Annotated in this window: 34 protein-coding genes; 18 read left to right on the forward strand and 16 right to left on the reverse strand. The window is 42.4% G+C overall.

What is annotated here, in order from left to right; genetic code table 11:
- The first annotated feature begins 251 nt into the window (after window positions 1–251).
- The 13 genes from GTQ43_RS37110 to GTQ43_RS37170 all read left to right on the forward strand — a co-directional run bounded on the left by GTQ43_RS37110 (window position 252) and on the right by GTQ43_RS37170 (window position 6,757).
- Complete coding sequence (locus GTQ43_RS37110) at window positions 252–1,106, forward strand: YjbH domain-containing protein (RefSeq protein WP_265277680.1); 855 nt, start codon at window positions 252–254, stop codon at window positions 1,104–1,106.
- Window positions 1,103–1,597, forward strand: coding sequence for a DUF262 domain-containing protein (locus GTQ43_RS37115; RefSeq protein WP_265277681.1), 495 nt, complete (start codon window positions 1,103–1,105; stop codon window positions 1,595–1,597). Before GTQ43_RS37110 ends, GTQ43_RS37115 begins: the two co-directional genes overlap by 4 nt.
- Window positions 1,598–1,688: 91 nt before the next feature.
- Window positions 1,689–1,898, forward strand: a complete 210-nt coding sequence (locus GTQ43_RS37120) for a hypothetical protein (RefSeq protein WP_265277682.1) — start codon at window positions 1,689–1,691, stop codon at window positions 1,896–1,898.
- A gap of 71 nt (window positions 1,899–1,969) precedes the next feature.
- Window positions 1,970–2,347 (forward strand): hypothetical protein, encoded by a 378-nt coding sequence (locus tag GTQ43_RS37125; RefSeq protein WP_265277683.1) that lies wholly within the window; start codon window positions 1,970–1,972, stop codon window positions 2,345–2,347.
- Window positions 2,348–2,358: 11 nt separating this feature from the next.
- The gene (locus GTQ43_RS37130; protein ID WP_265277684.1) at window positions 2,359–2,658 is read left to right on the forward strand and encodes a hypothetical protein; all 300 of its coding nucleotides are present in this window, start codon (window positions 2,359–2,361) and stop codon (window positions 2,656–2,658) included.
- A 9-nt stretch (window positions 2,659–2,667) separates the two neighbouring features.
- A complete protein-coding gene (locus GTQ43_RS37135; protein WP_265277685.1) occupies window positions 2,668–3,114 on the forward strand; it encodes a hypothetical protein in 447 nt (148 codons plus the stop codon).
- A gap of 35 nt (window positions 3,115–3,149) precedes the next feature.
- On the forward strand, window positions 3,150–3,389 hold the full coding sequence (locus tag GTQ43_RS37140; protein WP_265277686.1) for a hypothetical protein: 240 nt from the start codon (window positions 3,150–3,152) through the stop codon (window positions 3,387–3,389).
- A gap of 14 nt (window positions 3,390–3,403) precedes the next feature.
- A complete protein-coding gene (locus tag GTQ43_RS37145; protein WP_265277687.1) occupies window positions 3,404–3,892 on the forward strand; it encodes a hypothetical protein in 489 nt (162 codons plus the stop codon).
- A gap of 1 nt (window position 3,893) precedes the next feature.
- The gene (locus GTQ43_RS37150; protein WP_265277688.1) at window positions 3,894–4,109 is read left to right on the forward strand and encodes a hypothetical protein; all 216 of its coding nucleotides are present in this window, start codon (window positions 3,894–3,896) and stop codon (window positions 4,107–4,109) included.
- A 161-nt stretch (window positions 4,110–4,270) separates the two neighbouring features.
- Complete coding sequence (locus tag GTQ43_RS37155; RefSeq protein ID WP_265277689.1) at window positions 4,271–4,567, forward strand: hypothetical protein; 297 nt, start codon at window positions 4,271–4,273, stop codon at window positions 4,565–4,567.
- A gap of 48 nt (window positions 4,568–4,615) precedes the next feature.
- Window positions 4,616–5,122, forward strand: coding sequence for a hypothetical protein (locus tag GTQ43_RS37160; RefSeq protein ID WP_265277690.1), 507 nt, complete (start codon window positions 4,616–4,618; stop codon window positions 5,120–5,122).
- 166 nt (window positions 5,123–5,288) lie between these two features.
- Complete coding sequence (locus GTQ43_RS37165) at window positions 5,289–5,576, forward strand: hypothetical protein (protein WP_265277691.1); 288 nt, start codon at window positions 5,289–5,291, stop codon at window positions 5,574–5,576.
- Between the two features lie 143 nt (window positions 5,577–5,719).
- Entirely contained in the window at window positions 5,720–6,757 is a 1,038-nt protein-coding gene (locus GTQ43_RS37170) for an endonuclease NucS domain-containing protein (RefSeq protein ID WP_265277692.1), read from the forward strand.
- 414 nt (window positions 6,758–7,171) lie between these two features.
- Here GTQ43_RS37170 and GTQ43_RS37175 read toward each other — a convergent pair whose 3' ends face one another.
- The 12 genes from GTQ43_RS37175 to GTQ43_RS37220 form a co-directional block, all read right to left on the reverse strand.
- Window positions 7,172–8,299 carry a hypothetical protein gene (locus tag GTQ43_RS37175; protein ID WP_265277693.1) on the reverse strand — a complete coding sequence of 376 codons (1,128 nt, stop codon included), beginning with the start codon at window positions 8,297–8,299 and terminating at the stop codon, window positions 7,172–7,174.
- A gap of 310 nt (window positions 8,300–8,609) precedes the next feature.
- The gene (locus GTQ43_RS37180; RefSeq protein WP_265277694.1) at window positions 8,610–9,059 is read right to left on the reverse strand and encodes an Hsp20/alpha crystallin family protein; all 450 of its coding nucleotides are present in this window, start codon (window positions 9,057–9,059) and stop codon (window positions 8,610–8,612) included.
- 344 nt (window positions 9,060–9,403) lie between these two features.
- The gene (locus tag GTQ43_RS37185) at window positions 9,404–9,607 is read right to left on the reverse strand and encodes a hydrogenase maturation nickel metallochaperone HypA (RefSeq protein ID WP_265277695.1); all 204 of its coding nucleotides are present in this window, start codon (window positions 9,605–9,607) and stop codon (window positions 9,404–9,406) included.
- A gap of 32 nt (window positions 9,608–9,639) precedes the next feature.
- Complete coding sequence (locus GTQ43_RS37190; protein ID WP_265277757.1) at window positions 9,640–10,128, reverse strand: GIY-YIG nuclease family protein; 489 nt, start codon at window positions 10,126–10,128, stop codon at window positions 9,640–9,642.
- 125 nt (window positions 10,129–10,253) lie between these two features.
- Complete coding sequence (locus GTQ43_RS37195) at window positions 10,254–10,952, reverse strand: class I SAM-dependent methyltransferase (protein ID WP_265277696.1); 699 nt, start codon at window positions 10,950–10,952, stop codon at window positions 10,254–10,256.
- Between the two features lie 226 nt (window positions 10,953–11,178).
- Window positions 11,179–11,541: a hypothetical protein gene (locus GTQ43_RS37200; protein ID WP_265277697.1), complete on the reverse strand. Its 363-nt coding sequence runs from the start codon at window positions 11,539–11,541 to the stop codon at window positions 11,179–11,181.
- Between the two features lie 20 nt (window positions 11,542–11,561).
- Complete coding sequence (locus GTQ43_RS41960) at window positions 11,562–12,560, reverse strand: hypothetical protein (RefSeq protein WP_414859184.1); 999 nt, start codon at window positions 12,558–12,560, stop codon at window positions 11,562–11,564.
- The gene (locus GTQ43_RS41965) at window positions 12,484–13,308 is read right to left on the reverse strand and encodes a DNA cytosine methyltransferase (RefSeq protein WP_414859185.1); all 825 of its coding nucleotides are present in this window, start codon (window positions 13,306–13,308) and stop codon (window positions 12,484–12,486) included. Before GTQ43_RS41965 ends, GTQ43_RS41960 begins: the two co-directional genes overlap by 77 nt.
- Window positions 13,301–14,017 (reverse strand): HNH endonuclease, encoded by a 717-nt coding sequence (locus tag GTQ43_RS41970; RefSeq protein WP_414859186.1) that lies wholly within the window; start codon window positions 14,015–14,017, stop codon window positions 13,301–13,303. Before GTQ43_RS41970 ends, GTQ43_RS41965 begins: the two co-directional genes overlap by 8 nt.
- A 383-nt stretch (window positions 14,018–14,400) precedes the next feature.
- The gene (gene dnaB, locus GTQ43_RS37210; RefSeq protein WP_265277699.1) at window positions 14,401–15,753 is read right to left on the reverse strand and encodes a replicative DNA helicase; all 1,353 of its coding nucleotides are present in this window, start codon (window positions 15,751–15,753) and stop codon (window positions 14,401–14,403) included.
- Window positions 15,753–16,619 carry a hypothetical protein gene (locus GTQ43_RS37215; protein ID WP_265277700.1) on the reverse strand — a complete coding sequence of 289 codons (867 nt, stop codon included), beginning with the start codon at window positions 16,617–16,619 and terminating at the stop codon, window positions 15,753–15,755. The genes dnaB and GTQ43_RS37215 overlap by 1 nt, the downstream gene beginning before the upstream one ends.
- Window positions 16,619–16,834: a hypothetical protein gene (locus GTQ43_RS37220; protein WP_265277701.1), complete on the reverse strand. Its 216-nt coding sequence runs from the start codon at window positions 16,832–16,834 to the stop codon at window positions 16,619–16,621. The genes GTQ43_RS37215 and GTQ43_RS37220 overlap by 1 nt, the downstream gene beginning before the upstream one ends.
- Window positions 16,835–17,224: 390 nt before the next feature.
- On the opposite strand from GTQ43_RS37220, the gene GTQ43_RS37225 reads away from it, so the two are divergent.
- The 4 genes from GTQ43_RS37225 to GTQ43_RS37240 all read left to right on the forward strand — a co-directional run bounded on the left by GTQ43_RS37225 (window position 17,225) and on the right by GTQ43_RS37240 (window position 18,859).
- A complete protein-coding gene (locus tag GTQ43_RS37225; RefSeq protein ID WP_265277702.1) occupies window positions 17,225–17,575 on the forward strand; it encodes an XRE family transcriptional regulator in 351 nt (116 codons plus the stop codon).
- A 122-nt stretch (window positions 17,576–17,697) separates the two neighbouring features.
- Window positions 17,698–18,069: an XRE family transcriptional regulator gene (locus GTQ43_RS37230; protein WP_265277703.1), complete on the forward strand. Its 372-nt coding sequence runs from the start codon at window positions 17,698–17,700 to the stop codon at window positions 18,067–18,069.
- Between the two features lie 71 nt (window positions 18,070–18,140).
- A complete protein-coding gene (locus GTQ43_RS37235) occupies window positions 18,141–18,353 on the forward strand; it encodes a hypothetical protein (protein ID WP_265277704.1) in 213 nt (70 codons plus the stop codon).
- 257 nt (window positions 18,354–18,610) lie between these two features.
- Window positions 18,611–18,859, forward strand: coding sequence for a hypothetical protein (locus GTQ43_RS37240; RefSeq protein ID WP_265277705.1), 249 nt, complete (start codon window positions 18,611–18,613; stop codon window positions 18,857–18,859).
- A gap of 56 nt (window positions 18,860–18,915) precedes the next feature.
- Here the strand turns inward: GTQ43_RS37240 and GTQ43_RS37245 are convergent, their stop codons facing one another.
- The 3 genes from GTQ43_RS37245 to GTQ43_RS37255 form a co-directional block, all read right to left on the reverse strand.
- Window positions 18,916–21,009, reverse strand: a complete 2,094-nt coding sequence (locus GTQ43_RS37245; protein WP_265277706.1) for a UvrD-helicase domain-containing protein — start codon at window positions 21,007–21,009, stop codon at window positions 18,916–18,918.
- Between the two features lie 361 nt (window positions 21,010–21,370).
- Entirely contained in the window at window positions 21,371–21,607 is a 237-nt protein-coding gene (locus tag GTQ43_RS37250) for a hypothetical protein (RefSeq protein ID WP_265277707.1), read from the reverse strand.
- 129 nt (window positions 21,608–21,736) lie between these two features.
- Window positions 21,737–22,000 (reverse strand): hypothetical protein, encoded by a 264-nt coding sequence (locus tag GTQ43_RS37255; protein ID WP_265277708.1) that lies wholly within the window; start codon window positions 21,998–22,000, stop codon window positions 21,737–21,739.
- Window positions 22,001–22,225: 225 nt separating this feature from the next.
- Here GTQ43_RS37255 and GTQ43_RS37260 point away from each other — a divergent pair, with 225 nt between their 5' ends.
- Window positions 22,226–22,423: a hypothetical protein gene (locus tag GTQ43_RS37260; protein WP_265277709.1), complete on the forward strand. Its 198-nt coding sequence runs from the start codon at window positions 22,226–22,228 to the stop codon at window positions 22,421–22,423.
- A gap of 338 nt (window positions 22,424–22,761) precedes the next feature.
- Here the strand turns inward: GTQ43_RS37260 and GTQ43_RS37265 are convergent, their stop codons facing one another.
- On the reverse strand, window positions 22,762–23,250 hold the full coding sequence (locus GTQ43_RS37265) for a hypothetical protein (RefSeq protein ID WP_265277710.1): 489 nt from the start codon (window positions 23,248–23,250) through the stop codon (window positions 22,762–22,764).
- Window positions 23,251–23,267: the final 17 nt, after the last annotated feature.

Here is a 23,267-nt window from a genome sequence, read left to right on the forward strand (position 1 = left end):
TTTAAAGTTTTATATCCAACAATCAATATTTATATCAATTTTAATGTTGGTATGTGGATGGGTTTTTACTTTTCAAGCTGGGTACTTAAATTCAAATTATCAATTTGCACAATTTTTATTATTTCTGTTAGTCAATTATCTAATTATTAAAGATATTGTAATGAATATAATTTAGCTAATATATAATTTTACTAAGCATATATTTTTTAATTAAAAGCGCAATTTGTATATCTTGGTGCTAAAAGCAAAACATGACTAAAAAACCTAGAGGTTGGTTTAATGAAATTGTTATTCGTCCCGTTGTTCATGTAGATGGTTACGAAAGCTATGAAAAGATGTGCGGTATTGTTGCAGAATTTTATTACTCTTCGGAGGAACAAAAGCTACTGCGCCAACTAAGAACTAACCCCAAGGATTCAAGGTATATTACCCTCTACACGCTTTTTAAAGTAGGGCAAGCCAAATGCCCTGCTTATTGGGTAAATAATGATTTATTAAGCGCATTGATGCAATCACATTTAGATATTGAAGTTGAAAATTTGCAGTGGGCAATGAAAACAGGATTTTTTATGTTGCCCAAGGGTGTAATTCTTTCCCCAGAAAAACGTAGTATTGATACAATTTTTTGGCATTGTGATACATCTGAGGACTTACTTTATTGGGCTGCAATAGATAGGGATACCGTTTTTTGCCGCAGATTGAAAATTAGCGATAACTTAAAAAAATTTACATATACTGACACTCAAGATTTCAATCCCCAAGTAGTTACAGATTTTAATCAATATCTACAATCAATTTTTCTACGATTAATTTTGATAATGGAGTGCCGCCCTGAACTTGTAGATACAACCAGCGAACTAGTCAGGGTGAATAGGGGTTTTGGCAAAGCGCAAGCGCAAGATTTTTATCAACCACTTTGGCTTGGACTTGGATATCGACTCAAGCGTGAAGGAACGAAAAGTAGTGAAGGCAGTAGCGGTACACATGGTACTAAGAGCGTCCATTGGCGCAGAGGCTTTTTACGTAATCAACCTTATGGCGAAGGCAGACAGCAAAGAAAACTAGTTTGGATTGAGCCAGTTCTAGTAATGGGTGGAAAAGAATGAACTCTGACGATGAAATTAATGCCAAATATGAATCTAGTCAAGACAGATTAATTCAAGAAATTGACAGGATAAAGCTACCAGCCTTAGTTGAAAAAATTAGGTCTAATCCTAATTACATGAGGATTGATAATTATAGTCAATCTGCTGTGGATTGGGATGATGTTAAAAAATCCCAGTTAATTGAATCTTTTATTATTAATTTTCCTGTAATGCCAATTGTTATCTATGAAAAGTCATATCATACATACAAAGTTATTGATGGCAAACAAAGGTTAAAAGCAATTGTCGATTTTTACAGTAATCAATTAATTTTGAGCGGACTAGAAGTTAAGACAGAACTAAATGGATGCACTTATGCTACTCTTCCATATCATGCAAAGACAGTGCTGAATCGCCATTGTCTATCTTTGATAACTGTTATGCCTTCAGAGGATGCCAGCCCCGAAGGAATAGCAAAAATCATAGAGATTATTGCAGAACGCCTTAATTAAAGGGCTGCGATGCCTACGGCGGTAAACTACGCATCATCTTACCCAACAAAAACGGTATTATTCCAAGAAATAGAAAGTTAATAAAAAAGTTATGTATACTGCTTACCCTTATGTCATCAAAAATGATAGTGGTGCATACCTGCAAAACAATGCAACGATGTCAAGCCCCATCTGGGGCAATATCAACACCGCAATGCACATCCGCCACTACATCGGTGCAGTAACAATTCAAGAAGTAACAGGCGGTTGGGTCTTTCAACTCAACCGCGATTGCCATGAATACAATTTTGTCAGCTTGTAAATACATAGTTTACTATGTAAAATATTAAGAGTAAGCGATTACACATTCTGACTATCCCCATTAAAACCATCATGAAACTGCAACGTATCGAAGCAGGTGAATATCTTACTCCTGATGGTAGGTTTTATGTCCGCAATACTTACTATTCCAACGGTATACCCGGACGGAGTAACACAAGTTCGGGGTGGTTAATTGAAGATAGAAGCGGGGCAACTCCGTTTCAAAGAAACCACTATAAAAGTAACCTGCGGCGGGTGGATACGCTTGCACAGTCCAGAGAAATTATGGCACGGATTATTCAACGTGACGCTGAAGCAAAAAAGCTACGTGATGCCGGATGGTGTAAGGAAGACAACCCACAACAGCCGGGGGTTTGTTGGCGATCGCCGTACACAGACAGATTGTTAACACAAACAGAGGCATTACTGGAATTAAGTTTGATGTTATGAGCAATAATTTTATGACTAATGAAGAGAGAGCATCTCTAGAAACTGCAATCAAAATTTATGTAGAGATGGGTGTACTAAATCGAGTTTCACAATCAACAAAAACATTTTTAGCTCGTGTTCCAGGTATAGATACTTGGAGACTACAAACTCTCATTAAAAACCAAAGTCAAGAAATTGCAGCAATGGCTGGGGCTAAAGATGTGATTTATAAAACTGGTGACTATCTCCCTTCGGGTCGTGGTGCTTTCGGTCTTAGAGGTGGTGGTGAACGTGCGGTAAATATTTCACCATCAATTGAGTTTATTTTTTAATAAAAAAACATGAACACGTTAGAACTAAAACCAGGGGATAAAGTAGGAATTTGTTACTATGACAGTGTACGTATAGGTACTAAAGCTGAAATAGAGGTAATTGAACGCATTACCCCGACTGGACAAGTAACTCTCTCTAATGGAAAGCGCTATACATCTGATGGCAAAGAAATTGGTGCTGTAGAACCTAGTTACCTTTGGAATCTAGATAAAATACAACCAATCTTAATAAAAATTGAAACTCTTGAGCGGCAGAAGGAAGCAGAACGACAGGCTTATTTAGCATCATCTGAAGGTAGGAGAAAACAAGCAGTGAATGATACTGTCAAAGCTGCGATCGCTGCACTTAATCAATACGGCTGGTATGCTGATGTTGATGGTCAAATGGATGCTATGGAATCAGAAATTGAGCAAATTATCAAAAAATATGTCAGCGAACACGAACCTACAAGCTAAAAGTTCAGTTATTTAATCAATTGAGGTTAAGTTTTATGTTTGAGCCAAATGAAGAGGGAAAAGTCAGACTGTACTTTACAGAAGAGAAAATTTGCATTGGTTCCTACAAAGAAGTAGAAAAGTACGAGCGAGAAACCAAAAACAGCTATTGGGCATCTGAGTTTTTTGAATTACCACCAGACTATAACCCAATTGCTAAGACAGCAGATGAAATTAAGTTAGCTGTGAGAGAAGTACTTTTATCAAAGTTACTGAAGAAAAGTTTAGGTCTGTGATGAACCTTATATGTATGTACTACGGATACCGTTGTTATAGCAGAGAAGATAAGCCTTTGGGTTGGCTATACACATTTGACTCTAATCTTGAATATGCTTTTATCAATAAAAGTTTCCATTTGTGCAAGCGATGGAAAACAGAAAAAGGAGCTAAAAAACACTTCGATTATTACAATAATAATTGGCAATTTAAGAGTAAAGGAGGCTATCTCAAAATTGAGATAATGCCAGAAATTACTGATAATGGAAAAGAAAAATCTTCTCAGCAGCGATGGAATGAAGCCAATCGTGATGCACTTTACCAAGCTCAAGAAAATTACAACCAGAAGCGCCCTATAATGTCATTTCGTCCAAAAGCCGAACTGTTGGAATGGCTGGACGAGGAACGCAAAACTGATGACAATGGTGAACCAGAAACTGATGCTTCACTCTTAAATCGGAAGTTAGAAAAACTCAGACAGTTAGAACAAAAAGATTTTAGCGATTCGTTTAAGGTAAATTAAAATGCCAAATAGAATATTAAAGTTTGAACTAATTGAAGGGCTACCAGAAGACAATGGAACTTATTTTGTATTATTAAAAGATGGTTCGCTAAAAGAAGGATATTTTGGCTCATTCTCTTTTCCTCATCATCAAGAAGATATTGTTAGAATTGCTAACTGTGAAGATAAGCAATTTCATTATGAAAAATTTATTGGTTGGCTAAAACCTATAGAATGATTTGTTTTAATACAATGATTTATACAGCACTTCCGGCTATTATGAAGCACAATTTTACCCATATCCCTTTCCTTTCCTAACTTTTGAGACTGTGTGCGTACCTCATAGCAGGCGGAAGTGCTGTATATAAAATAAAAATCTGAAGATATTTTTGTGAAACAATGAAAGTAAAACAATTAAAAACTCTAATTATTAATATTATTAATGAAAAACCAAGGTTTTTTGATGGTGTTTGCGCTAAAGATATTAAAAATTTGCTCTTAGAAAATTACGAAATTTCTGTAAGTGAAAGAACAATTATTAAAGTAATGATGGAAATAATAGATGAGGGTCAGAATAAATTTGGTGGTTCTGGTTATGTTTGCGGTGATGATAGTACACTAACATGGGCGGATGAACATAGCAATGCAAATTCAAAAATGAGAGGATTACATAAGTATTGGTGGTTTAATATCTAAATATTAAAAATAAGTAGACTGAAGAATTACCAAAGAAATATTTAAATAATGAGCAGTAACTTAGACCGTCTGTTGACAATATTAAAAAAACAAGCAGATTTAATTGATCAACTTAACACACGTTCTGACTTTCAATACAAAAGTACACAAAGGCTAGTTTTGGATTATGGTAAACCTTTTGTAACTCAGGTTAAATCACTATTTAAAGGTGAACGTAAAGCTTGCTTTGAAAATTGTTACAAGGCATTATGGGACTATTCGCAACTAAGTTACTGTGAAGGCTTTGCTATTGATGATGAGTTGGATTTTGCAGTACCTCATGCTTGGTTAGTTAATAACGCAATGGAAGTAATTGACCCTACATGGATTGGAAATAAGTTTAAAGGCAGTACTTATTTTGGAGTAGTTTTCAATAGAGAATTTGTGATGGAGATGGCGGAAAAGACTAGAAGTTACGGCATCCTTGATAGCGACTATATGAATGAACACCAACTTAAACGAGAAGGATTTCCGCCTCATGCACTACTTCATAAGCAGGCGATAGATGCTCAATGATTAGTGCGATCGCTCCTCACCGTGAGGAAAACAAAGGAGCGTAGGCACAGCCAGATGTAGGCATTGCACCCTAACTTTATGGACTATTTAGTGTGTAATGTGGGTAATAACCTGATTATTCCTGAAAAATGAGATAATTTTCTAATATAAATAATGAGGATATGCAATGGCTAATATTTTAAAAGACTCTTTTGGTTTTCCTAAAATTTCTAAATATTCTGGTTCTTCTCCAAACAAAGACAGCTATATTGTCTACTGTGTTGAGTTTGAAGGACGAGAATTAGGATATTGGATTTCTGGTACCGGAGAATGGCAGGATTTCAAGGATAATGATACAGATTTTGAAAGTTTAGAAAAATGCCTTGAAGGGCTTTATGAGATGTACCAATATGACGAAGATTACGAATTTAGGTACTGGGTTCAAAAAGTGAAAATTAAAGCAGAAATGATTTAGGTGGCAAGTAGTTGCTAAATTATTTACCTAAAAATATCGCTACTCTATAGAAACAGTTTTGGGTGCAATGTCTGCGACGGGTGGGTGCGCCATCGAGTATGCCATAATATTCAGTACTCAAGTAATATTGCAGTGACGAAGATATGTTAGCTGGTGCAGCACTACGTAAAACAGGTTCTAGTTGGGAATTTGCATCAGAAGCAGCATTAGAAGATTTTGTTTGGGATAACCTACAGCAATTATCAGGCTTAAAACCTTTAAAACGACAATATGCTGTTAAGGGCGAAATCTGCGATATCTTAGCACTTAACGAAACGAGACAATTAGTAATTTTAGAACTCAAAAATACTGAAGATAGATATGTTGTCCAGCAACTAACTCGCTACTACGACAACTTACTAGACGAAAAACCATTTCCAGAGCAAATTGATTACAGTCAGCCTGTGCGTTTACTTGCGATCGCACCCTCATTTCACAAACATAATCTAATTGACCGCAAACACACAAAGTTGATAGTTGATTTTTTACAGGTTACTGTTGCCCAGATTAATCAAGACTTTCACTTACAACTGCAAGATACTGATACTAATCAAACTTGGTCAATTCCGATTCCCTATCAGAAACTTGATATTAGCAGTACATCAAGCAATATTCCAGACCCACCGCAATTACTTTTAGATTGGCTTGGTGCTTGCACTGGGGAGGAACAACAAGCAATTATCAAACTTAGAGAGAAAATTCTTAGTTTTGATGAGCGAATCAAAGAAGAAATTGAAGGTAGGAATACTATTAGATATGGCAGAGTTAAAGCTAAACCAGTAGCCGAACTATGCTATCAATCTAAAACTCGCAAGCTGATTATATTCCTGTGGTTGCCTGTGCCAAGTTCATTATTTGGTAATAGTAAAGAAGTGATTGGCAGAATTAGATTATGGACAGACGGTGCTTCTGTTACTGATGTTGGTCATGTGCCGGAAGGCTTGGGCAAGATGAAGCTACAATCCCAATGGGATGCTGTGCCACGAGAAAAACGACCTCATTTGATGCAAAGTCTTTCATATAAATCATTAATCCCTGTTCCAATTAACTGGTATAGCAACTTGCGGGATGCTTGTAAAATTTCTAATTCGTTAGAATCACTAGCAGATTTAGCACTTTCCAAGTGGTTGGCAAGAACTTAATTTCAATACCACACCGTTTTAGCAGTAATTCTTAGAGGAAACTTGTAGAGATGGGATATAGCTGGTAGACGATGGCGCAAAGCGATCGCCCCCACCCAATCAAGAGAGGAAAACCTATTGTGCGATCGCACAATAGGCGAAATTGCAGCCTGTCTGATGATCTAGTTATTTACTGCACCTAAAAGAGCGATTGCTTGCTTCACATGAGATTAAAAATGATTAACAGGGTCAAATGAGCATCTATTCCAAAAGTGACGCGCTTGGCTGGAAACTTTGCTAAGTTAGCATTCTAGCTATCAATATTTTTTCAATTCTCAAACTACCAGTTAACCTATACTCATTTCACCTCACCCCCCAAGCGTGATGGATGCTGACGAACCTCAAAGTCCGCAGCCCACGGCGACCAATCAACCGTCAGACCATCGTGAACGTCGGCAGCTGACCAGTGTTGTCAAAGAGGCCAACGCTGTAGCTGCCTCCATACGGCACGATCATCGCGTTTGATCGCACGGCGGCCCGCGCCCAGTCTGCGTTCCCAACTGCCGACGCTGCAAGCGCCGCCAGCCCAGTAGCCTGTATGCACTGCAAGAAGTACGCGCTGGTCACGAGGAGTAGGTTGTAGGTGGGCTGGTCGTAGTTTGCGATCGCGAGGAACACGTTCTGGGGCTGCCACGTTGCCTTGCCCCGTGCAACCCCAGCCGACTGGATCGCCAGGAGTGAGTCAGCACCACCTGCACCGTTGACAATCTCAGCATAGCGACTGCGCGGCCGACTTGCGGCTTGCTCGGCGTGTCGCCGCCAGTTGTCGAGCGCTCGGATCTCCTCGACAGCATAAGTACCGTCGAAGAGTAAGGTGTCGCGGTAGATGAAGTAGCCCACAGGAGCCATCGCATTCGTCGGCTTTGAACCGGTGAGAATCTGGTCGAGGTAGCCCGCGTTGTACCCGTAGCTGTCGGTGAGTCCCTGGAGCGGCGCACCCCGAAGACTCCCCTCGGCGTAGGCGATCGCCCCGGCATCGTTGCCGTTGAATGCTGTGAGCGCGGCGTTAATGCGCGTCACAATCGCGTCAAAGCTATTCGCAGTCGGGGGAAATCCGGGCCGTGGGTTCGGCGAACCCGACACCGGGAAGCGGATGAAAGCGTCGCGCAACCACACGCCGCCAAAATACCCGGCGAGGTGCATCAGCCACAGCAACGTCGAAAGCGACGGGTTGCCGGGTTCGGACGGTCGGAGTGTCTGCTCGAATACATACACTGGGACGTAGCGTGAAAGAAAGTCAATTGGATTCTGACTCGCCGCCGGGGTTGTGCGTGCGTAGGCGCTCACGAGTCGGTCGAGGAGGGCTTGATCCTCGGTCATGACGGTTCGGAGGTTGTCAAAGAACGGGTAGGGAGGCAGGTTAAGCCGCAGCCTCTTTTGGCTTTGTGCGACGGCGATGCTGCCGAAAACTCCGGTTCTTGAGAGGGACGTGGCGGCAAGTCCGGTCGCTCCCGCTCTCACCGTGCCAATAAAGAACGCACGGCGCGAGATGTGGTTGTGCATAATGATTCCCTCTACTACTGAATTAAAATACAGTAAATTTACTAAATCTCCAATTTCAAGAATTTTCTATATAAATTAATGGGCTTATTTATCAACAAGCAACTATCAAGTAAATATCAGGTATAGAGGATAGTGGCTAAGAGCGATCGCCCCCGCCAAATTCTTAGAGGAAACGAGAGGAGCATAGGCGCAGCCCGTACTTCGGCAAGCTCAGTAACCATCGTAAATATCGCATACAAAAAAGCTTGGTCATGTCCTAACCAAGCTCTTAGCTATCTCAATCAATCATTGGAGGTAGAGAAGTTTCACTCTATGCAGCAGGTTGTTCCAGATTAACCTTGACAACTTTGTTCTTTTCTTCTTCAGCTTTTGGCAATGTCAAATTCAAGATACCGTCTTTATAATCTGCGGTGACATTGGTGTTTTGAATCCGAACAGATAGAGGAATTACACGTTGAAATTTACCATAGTAGAATTCACTTCTTGTAGCACCCTTTTCTTCGGTTTTAGTTTGGGACTTGCGCTCACCACTAATGTGAACAGCATCTTGGGTGACTTGAATATCTAAGTCTTTAGCTTCAAGTCCTGGCAGTTCTAGCTTCAAATGCAGAGCATCATCAGTTTCTTGCAACTCAGCAGCCGGAACTTTGATAAAGCCTTTTTCAAGCCGTGCAGATGGTACTCTGGTATCTCCAAATAAGCCGTTGATGTGACGTTCTAAAGCGTTCAATTCTTGCCAGGGGTTGTAACGAACTAGCATATTAATTTCTCCCTCGTACCAGTAATAGTTTTGCTCAATTAACTGAGGATTTAATTCCTTGCTTTGATTACCATATTATTGAGAACTAACAAGCTTGTAAATTCGGTTATTATCACCAAATCATTGATAATTACCGCACCATTTTAGGCAGTAAAAAAGATTACGGTTTACTCTAATTTTGCGGTTCGGTAAACCAGAATATAATTATTAATACCAATAATAACCAACTAATTATTCTGCTGTTGAAGGGGATAGTGCAGTCAGGCGATCGCTTATATTCCCAAAACAACAATCACACTCGCTCTACTCGCTTCACCATCGCACTATTGAATGAGCATTTCGATTTAGTCATCGGGAAACTGCCAAGATGAAATACTTTCTACATCTTTGCTACTGCATTGAATACAAGTAACATCAAATGCTGAATCCATCCACTCATAACCGCAAGTACGACAGTGGCAGAAAATATTATTGCGGTTGGCATCTTTTATACCCTGATGCCATTGATGTAGTTGCTCAGGATTTTGAAAAGGAAAATTATCAGACATTCTAGTAAGCCTCTTATCGTTACAAAAAAAGTTTACCCAAACGGTTGCCCCCACCGCTCCCACATTTCCTTGTTGAAGGGCGATCGCCACTTCAAAATCAGACTCAATTCCAACTCTTGCCGTGCGCGTCGGTCAACCGGAGCATCCCACCAAAACGCGATGTTGACTGCTGTCTTCATCTCATAGCGATAATGTAAATCCTGGTAGCTGGCGATGTAATCCTTGCAGGCGTGTATCCCTTTCCAGCGCTTGTTAGAGCGGCACGTCTCACCCACATACAAAATTAAGCCAGTTGCAGAGTCAACGATGAAGTACAGACACGCATCGCCAGGGCTGTCTGCTGGCATCCTCCAAAAAGAGAGCGATCGCACCTGTAACTGCAACGGATCAATCCGGTCTGGGTCGCAGTGCTTTGGTGCAATATCAAATAACGCCGTCTGCTGCATTGGCTTGCTCTCCCTTACCCGTTGCTGATACTCAAAAATCTGAGATTTCCACTTCAGCAAAGCATCAGCACTCATCACCAGCGCCTCTGTTCTAGGTGCTGATGTGGGCGTTACAGATGAGAATAGGTTTAGCTGATTGGGTTCCAAGGGTATTACAGGGAGCGTGCCGACTAGCTGATTATCCCCCAGAACGCAAGCGGTTAGAGGCCAGAGGATGTCAAAGAATTATGCCTTTGATATTCAATCCGCACTTGCTTAACGTCAAGCTCAGATTCTAAAAACTCAAGTTTTTCTACTTGCTGTAATCCCAAACTTTCAAACTGTTTGAGTTCCGAGTCTGATAATGGCCAAGGTGGGCCATCCGGTTCAGCTTCTGTATCTCGAACACGAGTAATCAGCAAAAGTATGCCACCGGGAGCAACAAGCGAGGCAACACAGGAGATAACCCAAGAACGTACATTCAACGGCAAAGCTTGAATATTACGACATTCAAAAACAAAATCAAAAGCTTGATGCCATTGTGGGGGAATTGCTAACAAATCTGCAACTACATAATTGACAGTTGAATCAGGAAATCGCTCTTGACACCAAGCGATCGCTGTCGGTGAAATATCAAAGGCAGTTACCTCAAACCCCAGATTTGCTAAAGCTTCGGCATCGTCTCCCAAGCCACAGCCAATAACTAACGCCTTTTGCTGTGAGGTGAATGGTTCGTGATTCGTCAACCAATCTTGTAGATAAGGGTGAGGAGTTAACTTTGCCCAAGGAATTTTTGCTGTATCACCTTTAGCTTCGGTATATAACACTTCAAACCATGCCGATGGTTCTGATTTTTGTAAAGCTTCTGTTGCTAACTCTTTGACATGAAATCGTAAATCTTCAGGTTGTTGTTCAAACATAAAAACTGATATTACTAACAATTGTGCGAAACTTCGGAATACCCTAAGTATTGTAGATGAGGAAAAGCGATACCTACGGTTCAAGAAGCCTATGCTTCGCTTAATTCAAATTGCTGTGTAGCGTTTTGGTATGAACTACTGCGATCGCGTTCCCTCCTTTAGGTATAGTCACCGCACAGCTACACAGTTGCAGATGTTGGAGCGGGTATAGGCGATCGCTCTTTTCCTAAGCAGAAAAAGCTGCCAACAGTTGTACTATTTTCCCCTTGAGTATTGTAATTGCCTCTTGTAAAGTTTCACTTGGTTCTGTATCTACTATATGAGCGTCCCCCACATCAGCACTTGACCACAGATAGCTATGTTGCCCTACCGTTAAACATCCTTGCCACTTGTTTTCATAAGTATCAAGTGTGATAAAAAACCGCCGTGGCATTATTAGTTCTTCGGAGTTAATAAGAAATTGTCCCCAGACAGAAAAGCCGAAATACTCCTCATTTTTTTCATTGTTATATTCCCAATCAGTCAAGTTGGGGAAAGCATTTTTAACTTGCTCTAAAACTTGTTGTATTTCCGGTTCTGTTAATAGCATTGTCCTCATCCTCTAAGAATTTATTTTTTAGCTTTTGCTCTCCGAATAAAACCGATTATTTCCTCTAAGCTAACCCCTTCATTTTGCATAGATTGAATCAGGGCGATCGCTCCTACTGGCACTGATCCAATACTCCGGCCTTTCCACTCACCGTCTACCTTCTCTTCCCAGTTAAACCCCCAGCGCCAATGAGTAGAATTATCAGGATTACGGTGGCCGATTACACGGGGGTAGCTTGCGATCGCCCCACTCTTCAACTTCTTATTCTCAATGTATTTGTACAAACATCCCTTGCGCTGTCTACGTTTAGATGATCGCTTTAGGCCCACGCCTTCCTTACTTTCCTCTAAGAAATTTGTCGCGCGAGTACGCGCGCCCGCTTCGCTAACGGGTATTACCTCATACCACCCTTTTTTGAGAGTAAGGTGCTTTTTCTCCCTACCCTTACCAGCCGCTACGCTAATGGTTTCGCCATTTATACCTGTTACCTCAGCTTCATGTCCTATCCACTGACTGAGGTTTTGGGTGCGAGTTTTGGTAATGCGAACGCGAACGCCTATCTGTAATTGCTGTGTACGCTCGATATTTGCAGAAAGCATTTTTTCCTCTAAGAAATTTGCGGGTGCTAAACCGCACATACCACAGCCACCACTTAAATATATGTGCTGTAATTCGCAGCTAGGGCAAAGTACAAGCGCTTCTGATTGCTGCGTATACTCGTAATCCCGATTTTCCTCTAAGAATCTATCTAATGCTTGGGGTGCGATGCCTGCGGCGGGCTGCGCCAACGCTAACCTAGCAATAGTATGATTATCTTGTTCCCAGTTGTAAGTTACTAGATCAGATGAATCTAACCAGTTAACTGTAAATCCGAAGCCTAAGTTATCTATGACTTTTCCCAGAGATTGAAACTGATTAATAATGTAAGTTTCTGGTTGAGCATTAGCCCTGGTAACTAACGTACAAGTCTCTGCACAGGGAGTTGAGGTAGACGATTCTATTAAGGGCGATCGCTGCAACTCTAGGATCGAAAAGATTTCCTGCTGCCTGTCGCATTCTTCTAGTAGTTGCGTTGCGGGACGGCAATCCAAGGGGTCGAGGTAAGAGGGCGGGAGATTGTAGCCATTGAGTAGGAAATCCGGTCTTAATACCTCGCCTTTGGCTAACAGTCCGTGCTGTCTCAATTGTGCTTCTTGCCTGCTCTGGCCAGGGGGTCGCCCTTTCCCAGTCGAGCTTAACGCCCCTGGAGATTCCAACCAGCAATAACCGTTCTCTAAGGTAGGGGCTGGCAAAGTGTCCTGAGCCGACACAAAGCCATTCTGCATCGTAGCCGAGCTTGGCAACCTGACGAAGGAAGTGCTGAAGATAGAGTGTTTGACTGCTGGGGTTTCTACGACAGGTGAGGAGTCCTGGCACATTTTCGATGCAGAAGAATTTGGGTCTGATTGATTCAATTGCTCGTTTGACGGCGGGGAAACAGTCGCGGGGGTCGTCTTCTCCTTGTCGCTTTCCCTGGACTGAAAAGGGCTGACATGGTGGGGAAGCTGTAACAACGTCGATTTCTCCCCACTGTTTTCTGATATCTCGCACTGGGAGACTTCGCACATCACCGTAGTTGCAGACATCGGGGAACCGTTTTGAGAGGATGCCTGAGCAGTATTCATCAATTTCTGAGACTCCGATGAGGTTAAATCCGAGTTGTAACATTGCAAAAGGAAAGCCAGCTCCCACCCCAGAACATAAATCCAAAGCTGTAAGTTTAGACATATTCCCAGTAAGTTCCTCCTGCTTTTGTTTTTTTGTTGATTGCTCGACTGACCGCTCTTGCTGTCATTCCTAAAGCTCTGGATGCTTCCGCTGCTGACGGGTAAATTTCTCCTGTATCTATCCTTCTCACTGCTTTGCTCCATTTGACTTTGTTTTCGTCGCTGTGAAGCTTGATGTGTTGAGAATGTTTCATCAGTTGAAGGTTTTCGATCCGGTTGTCTTGCTTGTTGTGATTGATATGGTGAACTACTTCGTTGTCCTTGTGTCCCAGTCCATACCACTCTAGGTATCTGCCTAGATACCTCTCCATTACTAGAATGTGTTGATAAACGTAGTTCCCCATCTCCTTTGCTCTGGGATGATCCGGGCATCTCACCATGATGTAACCATTCCCTGTTATAGTCACTCCCCCTTTCCAATTCCCGTTGTTTTCGGCTTTTTGATCGCCTGTCTTGATGTTCTTTTTGTTTATTGGAATTCTGGACTGATATTGTGCTTGCTTGAACAGCTTCCAGATTGTTTTCTGTTTCACTCCAAAGTGTTCCGCCACTTCCGCTTGAGTCATTCCTGACTCGTACATCGCGATCGCTTCCTCTAAATTGATGTCTGCTCTCTCGCTCTGGTACTTGCATTCCCTGCTGCAAAACTTCGGATTCGGATTGTACGAAATGAATTCCTTGCCGCAGTTCTGACAAATTACTTTCACCATTTTCTAAAATCTCTTGACTGGTATTAATTATACCTGTTAAGAGGTTTTTAGACGATTTCAACTCCTGAGCAGAGGTCAAGTTGTGTGAGTTGCATACAGCGATCACCTCCTTTTCCTCTAAGAAATTCATGCCATCAAACCAGGACTCGTCACAATGAACTTTCCGCCCATTCTCCCAGTAAATTGTGTAGGGCTTCTTACCGCCATTTCTAATTTTGATTAATGTGCAAATAGCACTTTTATCCGATTTAGATTGAAAGCGATCGCCTAGCTGAAAGCGTCCATTTTTAGGGTTACAATCAACAGAGTAATTACTCATCTTTTTTAACTAATAAATATTCTTTATTCACTGTTAGGGATTAGTATTCTGCTGCACCTCTGGATTATGAATGCACCAGATTTTTAAACTGAGTAAACTGTGAATCAAACAGCAGTTTTATAGTTCCTGTTGGGCCGCCTCTGTTTTTGGCAATAATTACTTCTGCAATACCTCTATCAACCGTATCGGGGTGGTAATATTCATCCCGGTAAAGGAGCAGTATTAAATCTGAATCTTCCTCAATTCGTCCTGATTCGCGCAAATCTGACATCATAGGGCGCTTGATATTGCGGCTCTCTACACCACGATTTAGCTGTGACAACATGACAATAGTTGTGTTGCACTCGCGTGCTAATTGCTTTAACTGTCTGGTGATTTTTCCGATTTTAAAAGCGAGGTTGTAGCTATCACCATCCGTCCCTTCCATTAATTGTAGATAATCAATACCAACCATGCCAATACGACCGTATTCTGCAACAATTCGCTTAACTTTTGAGCGAATTGAATTGACAGTTATCACGGGTGAATCATCGATATAAACAGATAACTCACTCAACCTGCCGATTGATTGTGCTAAAGGTTCCCACTGCTGTTTACTAATCCAGCCCCGTTGCAAATAGCTTGAATCAATTCTTGCATCTTGGGATAAAAATCTATCTCCCCATTCTTCCTTACCCATTTCAAGACTAAAAATAACAGTTGGTAGCTTTTCGAGTTCGGAGATATTAAGGGCTAAATTGCCTAAAAACGATGATTTTCCCATTGCGGGACGACCAGCAATTGTTATCAGCTTTCCCGGTTTAAATCCGACTATCATTGCATCTAGGTCATAAAATCCAGTTCTAACCCCAGATGGTGATATACCCATACTTTTTTCTTCAATGCTAGAGTAGGCATTTATCAAGATTTCATTGAGGGGGGTTGGAACAGAAGTTGATGAAATCGCACTGTTATTTATCTGTAAAATTTTTGATTCAGCCGTCTCTAATTGTTTGGCAATTTCCTCGTCTTGCTCGTGTGCCAAATGGTAAATTTCACTTGCTGCCTTAATTAATTGGCGACGGTAATATTTTTCCATCACCAACTCGGCTAAGGCATCGATGTTAAGTGCTGACACTGTGCGATCTACCAATATTGCTAATTTATTTCTGCCACCAATGCGAAATAGTAAATCATGGTCAGTCAGCCAACTTGTGACCGAGAGCAAGTCTGTGGGTTTACTCTGACTGTGAAGGCGCAGCGCTGCTTGATAAATATCTTTGTGAGCGCTGATGTAAAAGGCTTCGGCAACAAGAGTATCGCTCACCCTGCTGATTGCATCTGGATCTAGCATGATTCCGCCCAAAATCGCCTCTTCTGCTTCAATATTTTGGGGTGGGAGCTTGTTAGTATCACCAAAATTTAGATTCTCAGACATTAATTTACTCTGCTTTTACGCTTGTTTTGTGTGAGTATCGGGTTGCTTGCTAAAAATTCACGCACGTCCTCGCGGGCAGTTTTCGCCCAATTGAACCAGCTACTATAAAAGTCATCTTTTAAAAACTGTTCGAGCCTCGCGCCGTCACCCGATTGAGCAGCCCCGTAAACTAAAGCTTGTAGTTGTCCGTACCACATTTGATGCTGTGGTTCACTGTAAGCCGCAAAATTGTACTTTTGGTTTTGATTTTCATTCTTGTTGCGGATCGGGAGCCACTGCTCAGACAATTCCTCAAAGTTTTTCTCAATCCATTTGAGTGGTAATTGGACTGGGGGGTTTTTAAGTTCTGCTGCTTTTTTCTTACCAAATTCTAAAAAACTCTCTTTCTCGCTTTCTGAGAGAGTATTTATAAAGTTTGAATAAGTATGAATAGTCTGAGAGACTTCATAACCCTTGCCAGAAGCGGGTTTTGAGCGCTGACTTTCTCTTTTTTGAGACTTTGAGTCTCTTTTTTGAGACTTTGAGTCGCATTTTTGAGACTTTGAGTCGCATTTTTGAGACTCTGAATCTAAATTTTGAGACTCTAGTCTCATTTTTGAGACTCCAGTCAAATTTCTGCAATCAACTCTTTGCTCTTGAAAGTCAAATAACTCAAGTTCTTGTAACCTAGCCCTAGCGCGGAAATATGAGGCTTTACTCATTTCCAGTTCTGTAGTGATTTCTAAGGTTGAGGGTAGTTGCCAGTAGCGATCGCCAAAAGGATCTTTCTCAATTAGGTAAAGCCACAAAGCCATTTCGTGCTTTGTAAGTTTAGACTTTCTAAGTTTTTGAGACATGGAAGGAGTCAGGGGGTAAAATTTTTTCATCAAAGCTCTACCTCCTCAAAAGTCACAGTAATCCTGAACTCTAAGCAGGTTGCTTGAGCCAATGCCAGTTTTGCTAGGTCAGAACACCCAAACAGGTGAATGCGATCGTCAAGTACATCTCGTTGCGCTTGCGTCAGTTCCCGACAAGCGTATAGCCATTCTTCATGTTGGAGTGGGTAGAACTTCCCTTGAATTTTGGTAGTGCTTTGCGTCATAATTACCTCAAGAAAACAAGAAATTAACAACCAAAATTCCCCTTGTCCCGCCAGACAGGGGTTGATTTTTTTTGGCTATACATCCATCAGTATCGGTTTGCAGCCCGGTTAGACTTTCTTCTCCTACCAAGGCATTCGCTAAACCGAATCAGATGGCTTGTGTATTAAACTCTTAAATCGCTATATAGTTAGTTCAGCCACTAATAAAGTACTGCTGCACACTCTCTTGACGATGAATTATAGTTGCGACTAAGCCCAGACAATTCTGAGCATGGATTATCTCTGGTTAGTTTGATAGCATTAGAATAGCCGCTCTACCTCCTTTATTTTCTTGCCTAATTGTATAATAATACAATTAAACCAGCGCCAATTGTACTTAAGTATGTAAAGATGCATTACAGAGAAGCTTTTAACCAAACATTGGAAAAGTTCAGTATTACCGCTAAGTCGCTGGCGCAAAAGAGTGGAGTGCAAGAGCGACAGATTAGCCAGTTTAGAAATGGCAAGGACTTAATGTCTGAGACTCTTTTTGGTTTGATAGCCGCACTGCCAAATGAGGCTAAAATTTACTATTTTTCCTGCGTCAATGGGGAATCAATGTTAGATACAGTTGACTTGCCATCGCTCATTGCTCAAGCACCTCCACAAAAGCAAGCCGAGGCTCTACACCTAATTGCCGAAATCTTTGCGAAAAATATACGTAATAATACGGGTATAGTCGAATTGCCTGAAGCAGTATAAGCTTCAGTAACGCGATGGAATGAACAACTTGCCAAGGGCGTATTGAATCATTCATAGGTAGATGCCTACTTTCAGCATATAATATCAAATGTGTAAAGACTTATCAAACACTATAAGAAAGAATGTCAGATTTTGCCAAGTCCCAGCGACATCAAAAGCTGTTTGATGAAATGTTAGAGCGGTTTAACTTGAATGCACGCTCGATTGGTGATGCGGCGGGAATTACGGAAGTCACGATTTCGCGCTTTCGTAACGGTAAATGCGATTTAGGTAGCGCCAAGTTGGTTGCACTCTTAGAAGCTGCCCCCCAGTCAGCGAGAAACTGGTATTTATCAGAATTATTCGGCGCTAAACCTGCCTCCTCGCTGCGATCGCTTATCCGAGAAGCATCGCCCCAAGAAAAAGCTGAAATATTAACGGAGATTGCTGGCTGGCTACAAAATATCGATGATGTTGGCTCTACTTCAGTTGATTTCAGCCTTCTAACTAAGTAATACTACGGATTCTATCTACTTGATATTAGCTGTATGATTTGAAGTTGAAATTTTGATAGATTAAAATTCTAGTGGAAAGTAATATAGATAAGGCTTTAGAAGTTTGCCAGCATCTTACGAAGGATGAGAAGTTGGTATTGATTCGCAAGCTTTTACTAAGTATTGGTTTGTCGGCGATATGTGCCAATTGCTTAATGCATAGTCCGGTTCATATACATATTGCCAATAAACATCAGATGGCGATTATGCTAAGGGCGATCGCGGCAAATATTAGAAAATTATAATATGCACTACCGCGAGTTGTTCAGCAACTTTCAGAGTAGGGAATCTAAGTAAAAAATTTGTCTATCACATTCTTAGAGGAAAGTGGCGATGCCTGCGGCTGGCTTCGCCTACGCACTAGCATTTAGCTAAAATTCCTCATCGTCTCGACTGGGCCCAAGGGATAATGGACACGCCCACCTACTTAACTAGGTGTCAAAAAAATGGTAGAACGAGATTTTGACTGTCTACCAAAACGAAAAATTCACTCTTAAAATTAATGGAAAATTGCGTAGGCGCAGCCCGCCGTAGGCATCGCTTGGATGCCGAGGGAAAAGCCAAATTAATCAAGCACCTTTTAGGTGAACCTGAGTTACAAGTGGTAATAGGGAGTAATCAAGTTCATGCTACGAATGTATACCAAGTTAATTTAAATACCCCTGACCAGATATCAACGATACTAGATGCGATCGCTAAAAAAATTTCCTCTGATGATTCCTCAGAAGATAAGACAGAGGGAGGGGGTTAATTCTTAGAGGATGGAGGAGCGATCGCTTGGTGTAGGGGCGATCGCAAAATAGTTACCTAGAAATCAATATCTTCGTCGTCAAAATTTTCGCCTGACCAAAATTGTGTAGCAGTACTGGTGGAGATTTGTTTATCTGTAGTTGATGATTTGTACCAATCACATTCACCTATAATAAACAATTCCGATTTACTACGAGTTAAGGCAACATAAAGCAGATTCTCTTCTTGCTCAAGCTGCCAGTCTTGCTGATTTTTCCAGGTCATAGGCATATCATCAGGCTTGTAAATAAATATTCGTTCTGCTTCCAATCCCTTAGCACGGTGGCAAGTGCTGAGGGTAATTGGTGAATTGTCATCACTAAATAAACTATCAATATAATATTTTAAGTCCTCAATATTTCTTGCTTGTGGTTGTGATTGGTAAATAATCGTGATTGCCTGCACCTTATCTTTAAGGTTTTCAAGCATTTGTTCTTCATTATCTAAACCTTGATACTGTTGGGCTTTGATTTGATGATAGTTAGATATAGCATCATTGAAAAATTCAAAACTATATCCCGGCATTTTAGCAATGTCTTCAAGGTCTTTTTTAAGAGATTCGCCGATATCTTTACCTTTGACCGTCGCTTTGATACCACGACTAATTAACCTGATGCACAAACTAACTAGTGGTGCAGTTTTACGACCAATGACCATATCACCGAGCTTGATTAGCTTCTCAACATCACTGCTGTCAATCTGGGTTATAGTTCCCTCTTCAGCGCTGGGGGATGGCTCAATGGGAATTTGGGGATAGATTTCTTTGACCAAAGCAATGTGCGATCGCGGACAACGATAACAAATTGATAGCGGCAACTCTACAGCATTGGTGCGGCTGACAATATTCTCATAACTCTTGTTATCAGCACCGGCGAAGCCCATGATGGCTTGACGCGGATCGGCAACTGCTAGAATACGCCCAGTTGACCCCGCAAGGATTAATGCGAGTTCTAACTGTGCAGCATTTAAATCCTGAGCCTCATCTAAGAGTATAAATTTATACGGTTTAAACCATTTAGCCTCATTTAACTTCCACTTTACAGGCAACCAAATCTGATCAGTGAAGTCCAAACACTCCTTCTTAATCGCCTTTTGCTCACCAATACTCAAACAATACTCAATCCACTGAGCGATTATTTCAGGTTCCCAAACATCATCAATTTCAAAGTGAGATGCGATCGCCTTTATTGTCTCCTGTGTTGGTTGCTGGTTGGTAAGTCTTACTAGGTCAACTAATTTAAGAAAGTCGTTATCATTGCCGATAATTTTCTCAGCTTTTAATCTACCAACTGGATTACCACGTTTAGCAATTAAGTCTAAATCTTGGGCAATACGTTTATACTTTTGCCCCGAAACCTCAACATCGTAACTGCTCCTAATTCCAAGTTCTTTTTTTACCAGTGAGAATCCTGCACTGTGTAGAGTACTAATTGACTCTTTCCAAGCCTGCCCGAACTTCTTAATCAAGTCTTGAACGTTCAATTTCCCAAATACACAAATCTTGATTTCACTTGGTCTTAATCCTGATTCCTGCAAGGTTTTAGCCACAATCCTGAGTGTGGATGATTTACCAGAACCAGCGACAGCATTGCAGCAGCCGTGACCACTTCCTCTAAGAATCCAGTCAACTATTGCCAACTGATATTTAGAGGGTACAAAACCAAACTTTTCCCGCAGTTGCTCCACTTGGGCAAAGCCCATCGCTTTTAGCGTCTCCCCTTGGGAGAAGACCGCACTGCTCGCTGTGTACGCTGCAATTTCGGTATCTGAAAGTTGTGGCTCCTGGGGCACTGCTGGGCGTTCGTCCTTGACGTTGCCGGAGACAGACGCTCGCGGACTCGCTACCGCTATGCTATCGCCCTTTACCTCTACCAACTTCTCACCAGATAAAGATTCTATAGCCAGTTTAATTTGCTCTATTTCATCTGGGTTGAGTTTATCTAACGCAGAGATGATGGCTTCAAATGGGCTGCATTGTCCATCAAGCGATCGCGCGAACTTTTCTATTTCCTCTAAGAATATTTCAGGTACTCTTGTCGCCTTAGTTGGTAGATTATTCCACTTTGTTTTTTGCTTAGTTAAATGCTCAGTTTTAGGATGTGGATTAGGCATAGTAATTGGAGTGAATACTATTACTAAATAATATCCTGTATGCTGTGTACACTCGATAAAGATTAATTTAAGTAAATTTTTGACAGAGGCGATAAGACACAAAGCGCTTACGCGAAACAATAAGGTTGCTTTGCAGTTTGTTTATTGACTCCCTCCTTCGTCGGTCGATGTCCCCCTCCGCCCCAAGGGGAACGCTCAATCGCCGCAGGGCTACCCCGGCTTTTCTATTGTGGCTACGCGCGTCAAGGGCTGCGCGAGTGGCGGGAAATCGTGCTTCGCTTTTTATATCTGGGGACACCCCAGACCCCACCGCCACCCTTGACCCACTCCGCATGAAAAAAATAGCCGGGGGTTTTCCTGGTTAGTTCTTTTCACTCGGAGGTTTGGTCATGTTCATTCGTTCTTCGTTCGTCGGCTGTCCCGCTCCCACTGCTGCTGAGGTGGTTTCTGTTGCTCGTCGGTTTGACGTTGGTGTTGCGGCGGTTCGGCCATCTGCTCGTTCGTTTTCTGCTTGGGTTTGTGTTTGTTCGTTCCGGTCTGAGGTGGCGGCGTTGCGGTTTGCGGCGGCGGTGGGTGTTGAGTTCTTCGGCGCTGACAACACTTACTTTGCGGTTCGTTCTACTGGTCGGCGTTGGCGGGTGTCGGTTCCGGTTGTTATGTCGTCGGTGGTGGCGGTGCGTCCGGTTGGGCGGCCTCGCGTGGGTCGGTTTCGGTTAGTTGTTGCTAACTAGTCGTTGGGGGGGGGCAACGTCCCTCCTTTTTTTGGAGTAACGACAGCGATCGCCTTTACATCGCTCTTGCCATCTGGCAAACATCTTTTTACGAAACGATAAGCATTTGAGGGTATTTTGTATGGGCGATCGCCTCTGGATGTAAATTGCCAAATGGCAAAACAGCTAGCGAACGCCCAAGTTTCCAAGAGAATCAACACAAGCGATACCAACAGATGCAAGCAAGGCAACAATATCTCTGCATCTGGTCGCTTGGTCATCACGCCCGTTATTATTGAGAAGCCCTGCACGGGTGGCCAAGTCTATAAATTAAGCTGTTGCTTCGCATTTCTATACCCCTCCGTGCTTCGCACCGAGGGAATGCTCCGCAAGACCGTTTCGGCATTTTACCACCTCCACTTCGTTCCGGTGATATGCCTACACTTGGGGTCTTGCTCCGCAATGGCACAGACTCCACTTCGTTCCGTCCGTGCAGGAGGAGAAGAATGAAGAGAAAAAGGAGAGGTAAAGGTATTCGGGTTGGTGGTGTGCCACTGGTGGCCAGTCCCCGGTGGTGGCAGCAACGGCTTAGGCTCAACAATCTCGACTTATGGCTTATGCCTGCGATCAAAGGCTTTAGGGCTGCTGTGGTCTGCCACCTATCGGGTTGGTTGCCGCCGCCAGAGTGTCTTAAAATCCTGTGAACTCTTGCTTTAGCCGGCAGCTGTCGCGGGTCAGTCGCCGGTGGTTGGTTTCACTCGCTCCCTGTCGTCTCCCCCGCGTCCCGCGATCGCTGGTTCATTGCCTCCGGGCTTCCGTCGTTTAACCTTCCACTCTTATATCATAGCTTTTTTTAGCTATAACAGCAATAGCTCTTTTTAGCTATAATATAAAGCTTTGATAAAGTTTTTTGGTGAGTCAAATAGCGGGCGTGGCTCCGTTCCTTCCGTTCCGTTCCGGGCGTTGGTGGCTGTGGGTGGCCAAGGCCTCGCGCTTCGTTGACAGGCCTTGCCGCCACCAACAGCCCTCCACTTCACTCCAGTCACTCCGCAAAGAGGCTTAATTGCTTGGTTTCTGGTTCATCTTGTAGCCATTGAGGAAGCCAGCTTTTATCCCCAGATTTGGTTTGAAACTGTGGAAATAAATATATCTGCACCCCGCGATATTTAGCATAGGCAATTGTTAACCATGTCCCCGACCCGCCGCCGTTGGGGTTCTTGCAAGGCTTACACCCCTCTGGACAAAGCTTATTAGGAAAGGCATACAGCCAGCTATCTGGCAGGGGGGCAATGGCATCAATCATACGTTTGCTACGTTCTGCAAAGTGCCAGCGTTGGTTTCCTGCTACTTCATACACGGTCAGGGTTTTGTTGTAGCAAGCAGCAGCCCGTCTAACGAAATCATCCAGCCCCGCAGCGTCCCCTACGTGCCAGTCTGCGGCGTGGTTAGAGATGAAATAAGCAAAATCCTTATATATCAAGCCCTCCTGGGCTTTAGTCAGTTTGCGTGGCCCTGTAAAAGCTATCTGCATTTTCTTATCCTAATCTT

Source organism: Nostoc sp. KVJ3 (genome assembly GCF_026127265.1).
GTDB lineage: Bacteria > Cyanobacteriota > Cyanobacteriia > Cyanobacteriales > Nostocaceae > Nostoc.

What these genes read in the sequence shown, in the direction of transcription:
- GTQ43_RS37110 (WP_265277680.1), top strand. Translation starts at nt 252, where the DNA reads ATGACTAAAAAACCTAGAGGTTGGTTTAATGAAATTGTTATTCGTCCC.
- GTQ43_RS37115 (WP_265277681.1), top strand. Translation starts at nt 1,103, where the DNA reads ATGAACTCTGACGATGAAATTAATGCCAAATATGAATCTAGTCAAGAC.
- GTQ43_RS37120 (WP_265277682.1), top strand. Translation starts at nt 1,689, where the DNA reads ATGTATACTGCTTACCCTTATGTCATCAAAAATGATAGTGGTGCATAC.
- GTQ43_RS37125 (WP_265277683.1), top strand. Translation starts at nt 1,970, where the DNA reads ATGAAACTGCAACGTATCGAAGCAGGTGAATATCTTACTCCTGATGGT.
- GTQ43_RS37130 (WP_265277684.1), top strand. Translation starts at nt 2,359, where the DNA reads ATGACTAATGAAGAGAGAGCATCTCTAGAAACTGCAATCAAAATTTAT.
- GTQ43_RS37135 (WP_265277685.1), top strand. Translation starts at nt 2,668, where the DNA reads ATGAACACGTTAGAACTAAAACCAGGGGATAAAGTAGGAATTTGTTAC.
- GTQ43_RS37140 (WP_265277686.1), top strand. Translation starts at nt 3,150, where the DNA reads ATGTTTGAGCCAAATGAAGAGGGAAAAGTCAGACTGTACTTTACAGAA.
- GTQ43_RS37145 (WP_265277687.1), top strand. Translation starts at nt 3,404, where the DNA reads ATGTACTACGGATACCGTTGTTATAGCAGAGAAGATAAGCCTTTGGGT.
- GTQ43_RS37150 (WP_265277688.1), top strand. Translation starts at nt 3,894, where the DNA reads ATGCCAAATAGAATATTAAAGTTTGAACTAATTGAAGGGCTACCAGAA.
- GTQ43_RS37155 (WP_265277689.1), top strand. Translation starts at nt 4,271, where the DNA reads ATGAAAGTAAAACAATTAAAAACTCTAATTATTAATATTATTAATGAA.
- GTQ43_RS37160 (WP_265277690.1), top strand. Translation starts at nt 4,616, where the DNA reads ATGAGCAGTAACTTAGACCGTCTGTTGACAATATTAAAAAAACAAGCA.
- GTQ43_RS37165 (WP_265277691.1), top strand. Translation starts at nt 5,289, where the DNA reads ATGGCTAATATTTTAAAAGACTCTTTTGGTTTTCCTAAAATTTCTAAA.
- GTQ43_RS37170 (WP_265277692.1), top strand. Translation starts at nt 5,720, where the DNA reads ATGTTAGCTGGTGCAGCACTACGTAAAACAGGTTCTAGTTGGGAATTT.
- GTQ43_RS37175 (WP_265277693.1), bottom strand. Translation starts at nt 8,299, where the DNA reads ATGCACAACCACATCTCGCGCCGTGCGTTCTTTATTGGCACGGTGAGA.
- GTQ43_RS37180 (WP_265277694.1), bottom strand. Translation starts at nt 9,059, where the DNA reads ATGCTAGTTCGTTACAACCCCTGGCAAGAATTGAACGCTTTAGAACGT.
- GTQ43_RS37185 (WP_265277695.1), bottom strand. Translation starts at nt 9,607, where the DNA reads ATGTCTGATAATTTTCCTTTTCAAAATCCTGAGCAACTACATCAATGG.
- GTQ43_RS37190 (WP_265277757.1), bottom strand. Translation starts at nt 10,128, where the DNA reads ATGAGTGCTGATGCTTTGCTGAAGTGGAAATCTCAGATTTTTGAGTAT.
- GTQ43_RS37195 (WP_265277696.1), bottom strand. Translation starts at nt 10,952, where the DNA reads ATGTTTGAACAACAACCTGAAGATTTACGATTTCATGTCAAAGAGTTA.
- GTQ43_RS37200 (WP_265277697.1), bottom strand. Translation starts at nt 11,541, where the DNA reads ATGCTATTAACAGAACCGGAAATACAACAAGTTTTAGAGCAAGTTAAA.
- GTQ43_RS41965 (WP_414859185.1), bottom strand. Translation starts at nt 13,308, where the DNA reads ATGTCTAAACTTACAGCTTTGGATTTATGTTCTGGGGTGGGAGCTGGC.
- GTQ43_RS41970 (WP_414859186.1), bottom strand. Translation starts at nt 14,017, where the DNA reads ATGGTGAAAGTAATTTGTCAGAACTGCGGCAAGGAATTCATTTCGTAC.
- dnaB (WP_265277699.1), bottom strand. Translation starts at nt 15,753, where the DNA reads ATGTCTGAGAATCTAAATTTTGGTGATACTAACAAGCTCCCACCCCAA.
- GTQ43_RS37215 (WP_265277700.1), bottom strand. Translation starts at nt 16,619, where the DNA reads ATGAAAAAATTTTACCCCCTGACTCCTTCCATGTCTCAAAAACTTAGA.
- GTQ43_RS37220 (WP_265277701.1), bottom strand. Translation starts at nt 16,834, where the DNA reads ATGACGCAAAGCACTACCAAAATTCAAGGGAAGTTCTACCCACTCCAA.
- GTQ43_RS37225 (WP_265277702.1), top strand. Translation starts at nt 17,225, where the DNA reads ATGCATTACAGAGAAGCTTTTAACCAAACATTGGAAAAGTTCAGTATT.
- GTQ43_RS37230 (WP_265277703.1), top strand. Translation starts at nt 17,698, where the DNA reads ATGTCAGATTTTGCCAAGTCCCAGCGACATCAAAAGCTGTTTGATGAA.
- GTQ43_RS37240 (WP_265277705.1), top strand. Translation starts at nt 18,611, where the DNA reads ATGGAAAATTGCGTAGGCGCAGCCCGCCGTAGGCATCGCTTGGATGCC.
- GTQ43_RS37245 (WP_265277706.1), bottom strand. Translation starts at nt 21,009, where the DNA reads ATGCCTAATCCACATCCTAAAACTGAGCATTTAACTAAGCAAAAAACA.
- GTQ43_RS37255 (WP_265277708.1), bottom strand. Translation starts at nt 22,000, where the DNA reads ATGACCAAGCGACCAGATGCAGAGATATTGTTGCCTTGCTTGCATCTG.
- GTQ43_RS37260 (WP_265277709.1), top strand. Translation starts at nt 22,226, where the DNA reads ATGAAGAGAAAAAGGAGAGGTAAAGGTATTCGGGTTGGTGGTGTGCCA.
- GTQ43_RS37265 (WP_265277710.1), bottom strand. Translation starts at nt 23,250, where the DNA reads ATGCAGATAGCTTTTACAGGGCCACGCAAACTGACTAAAGCCCAGGAG.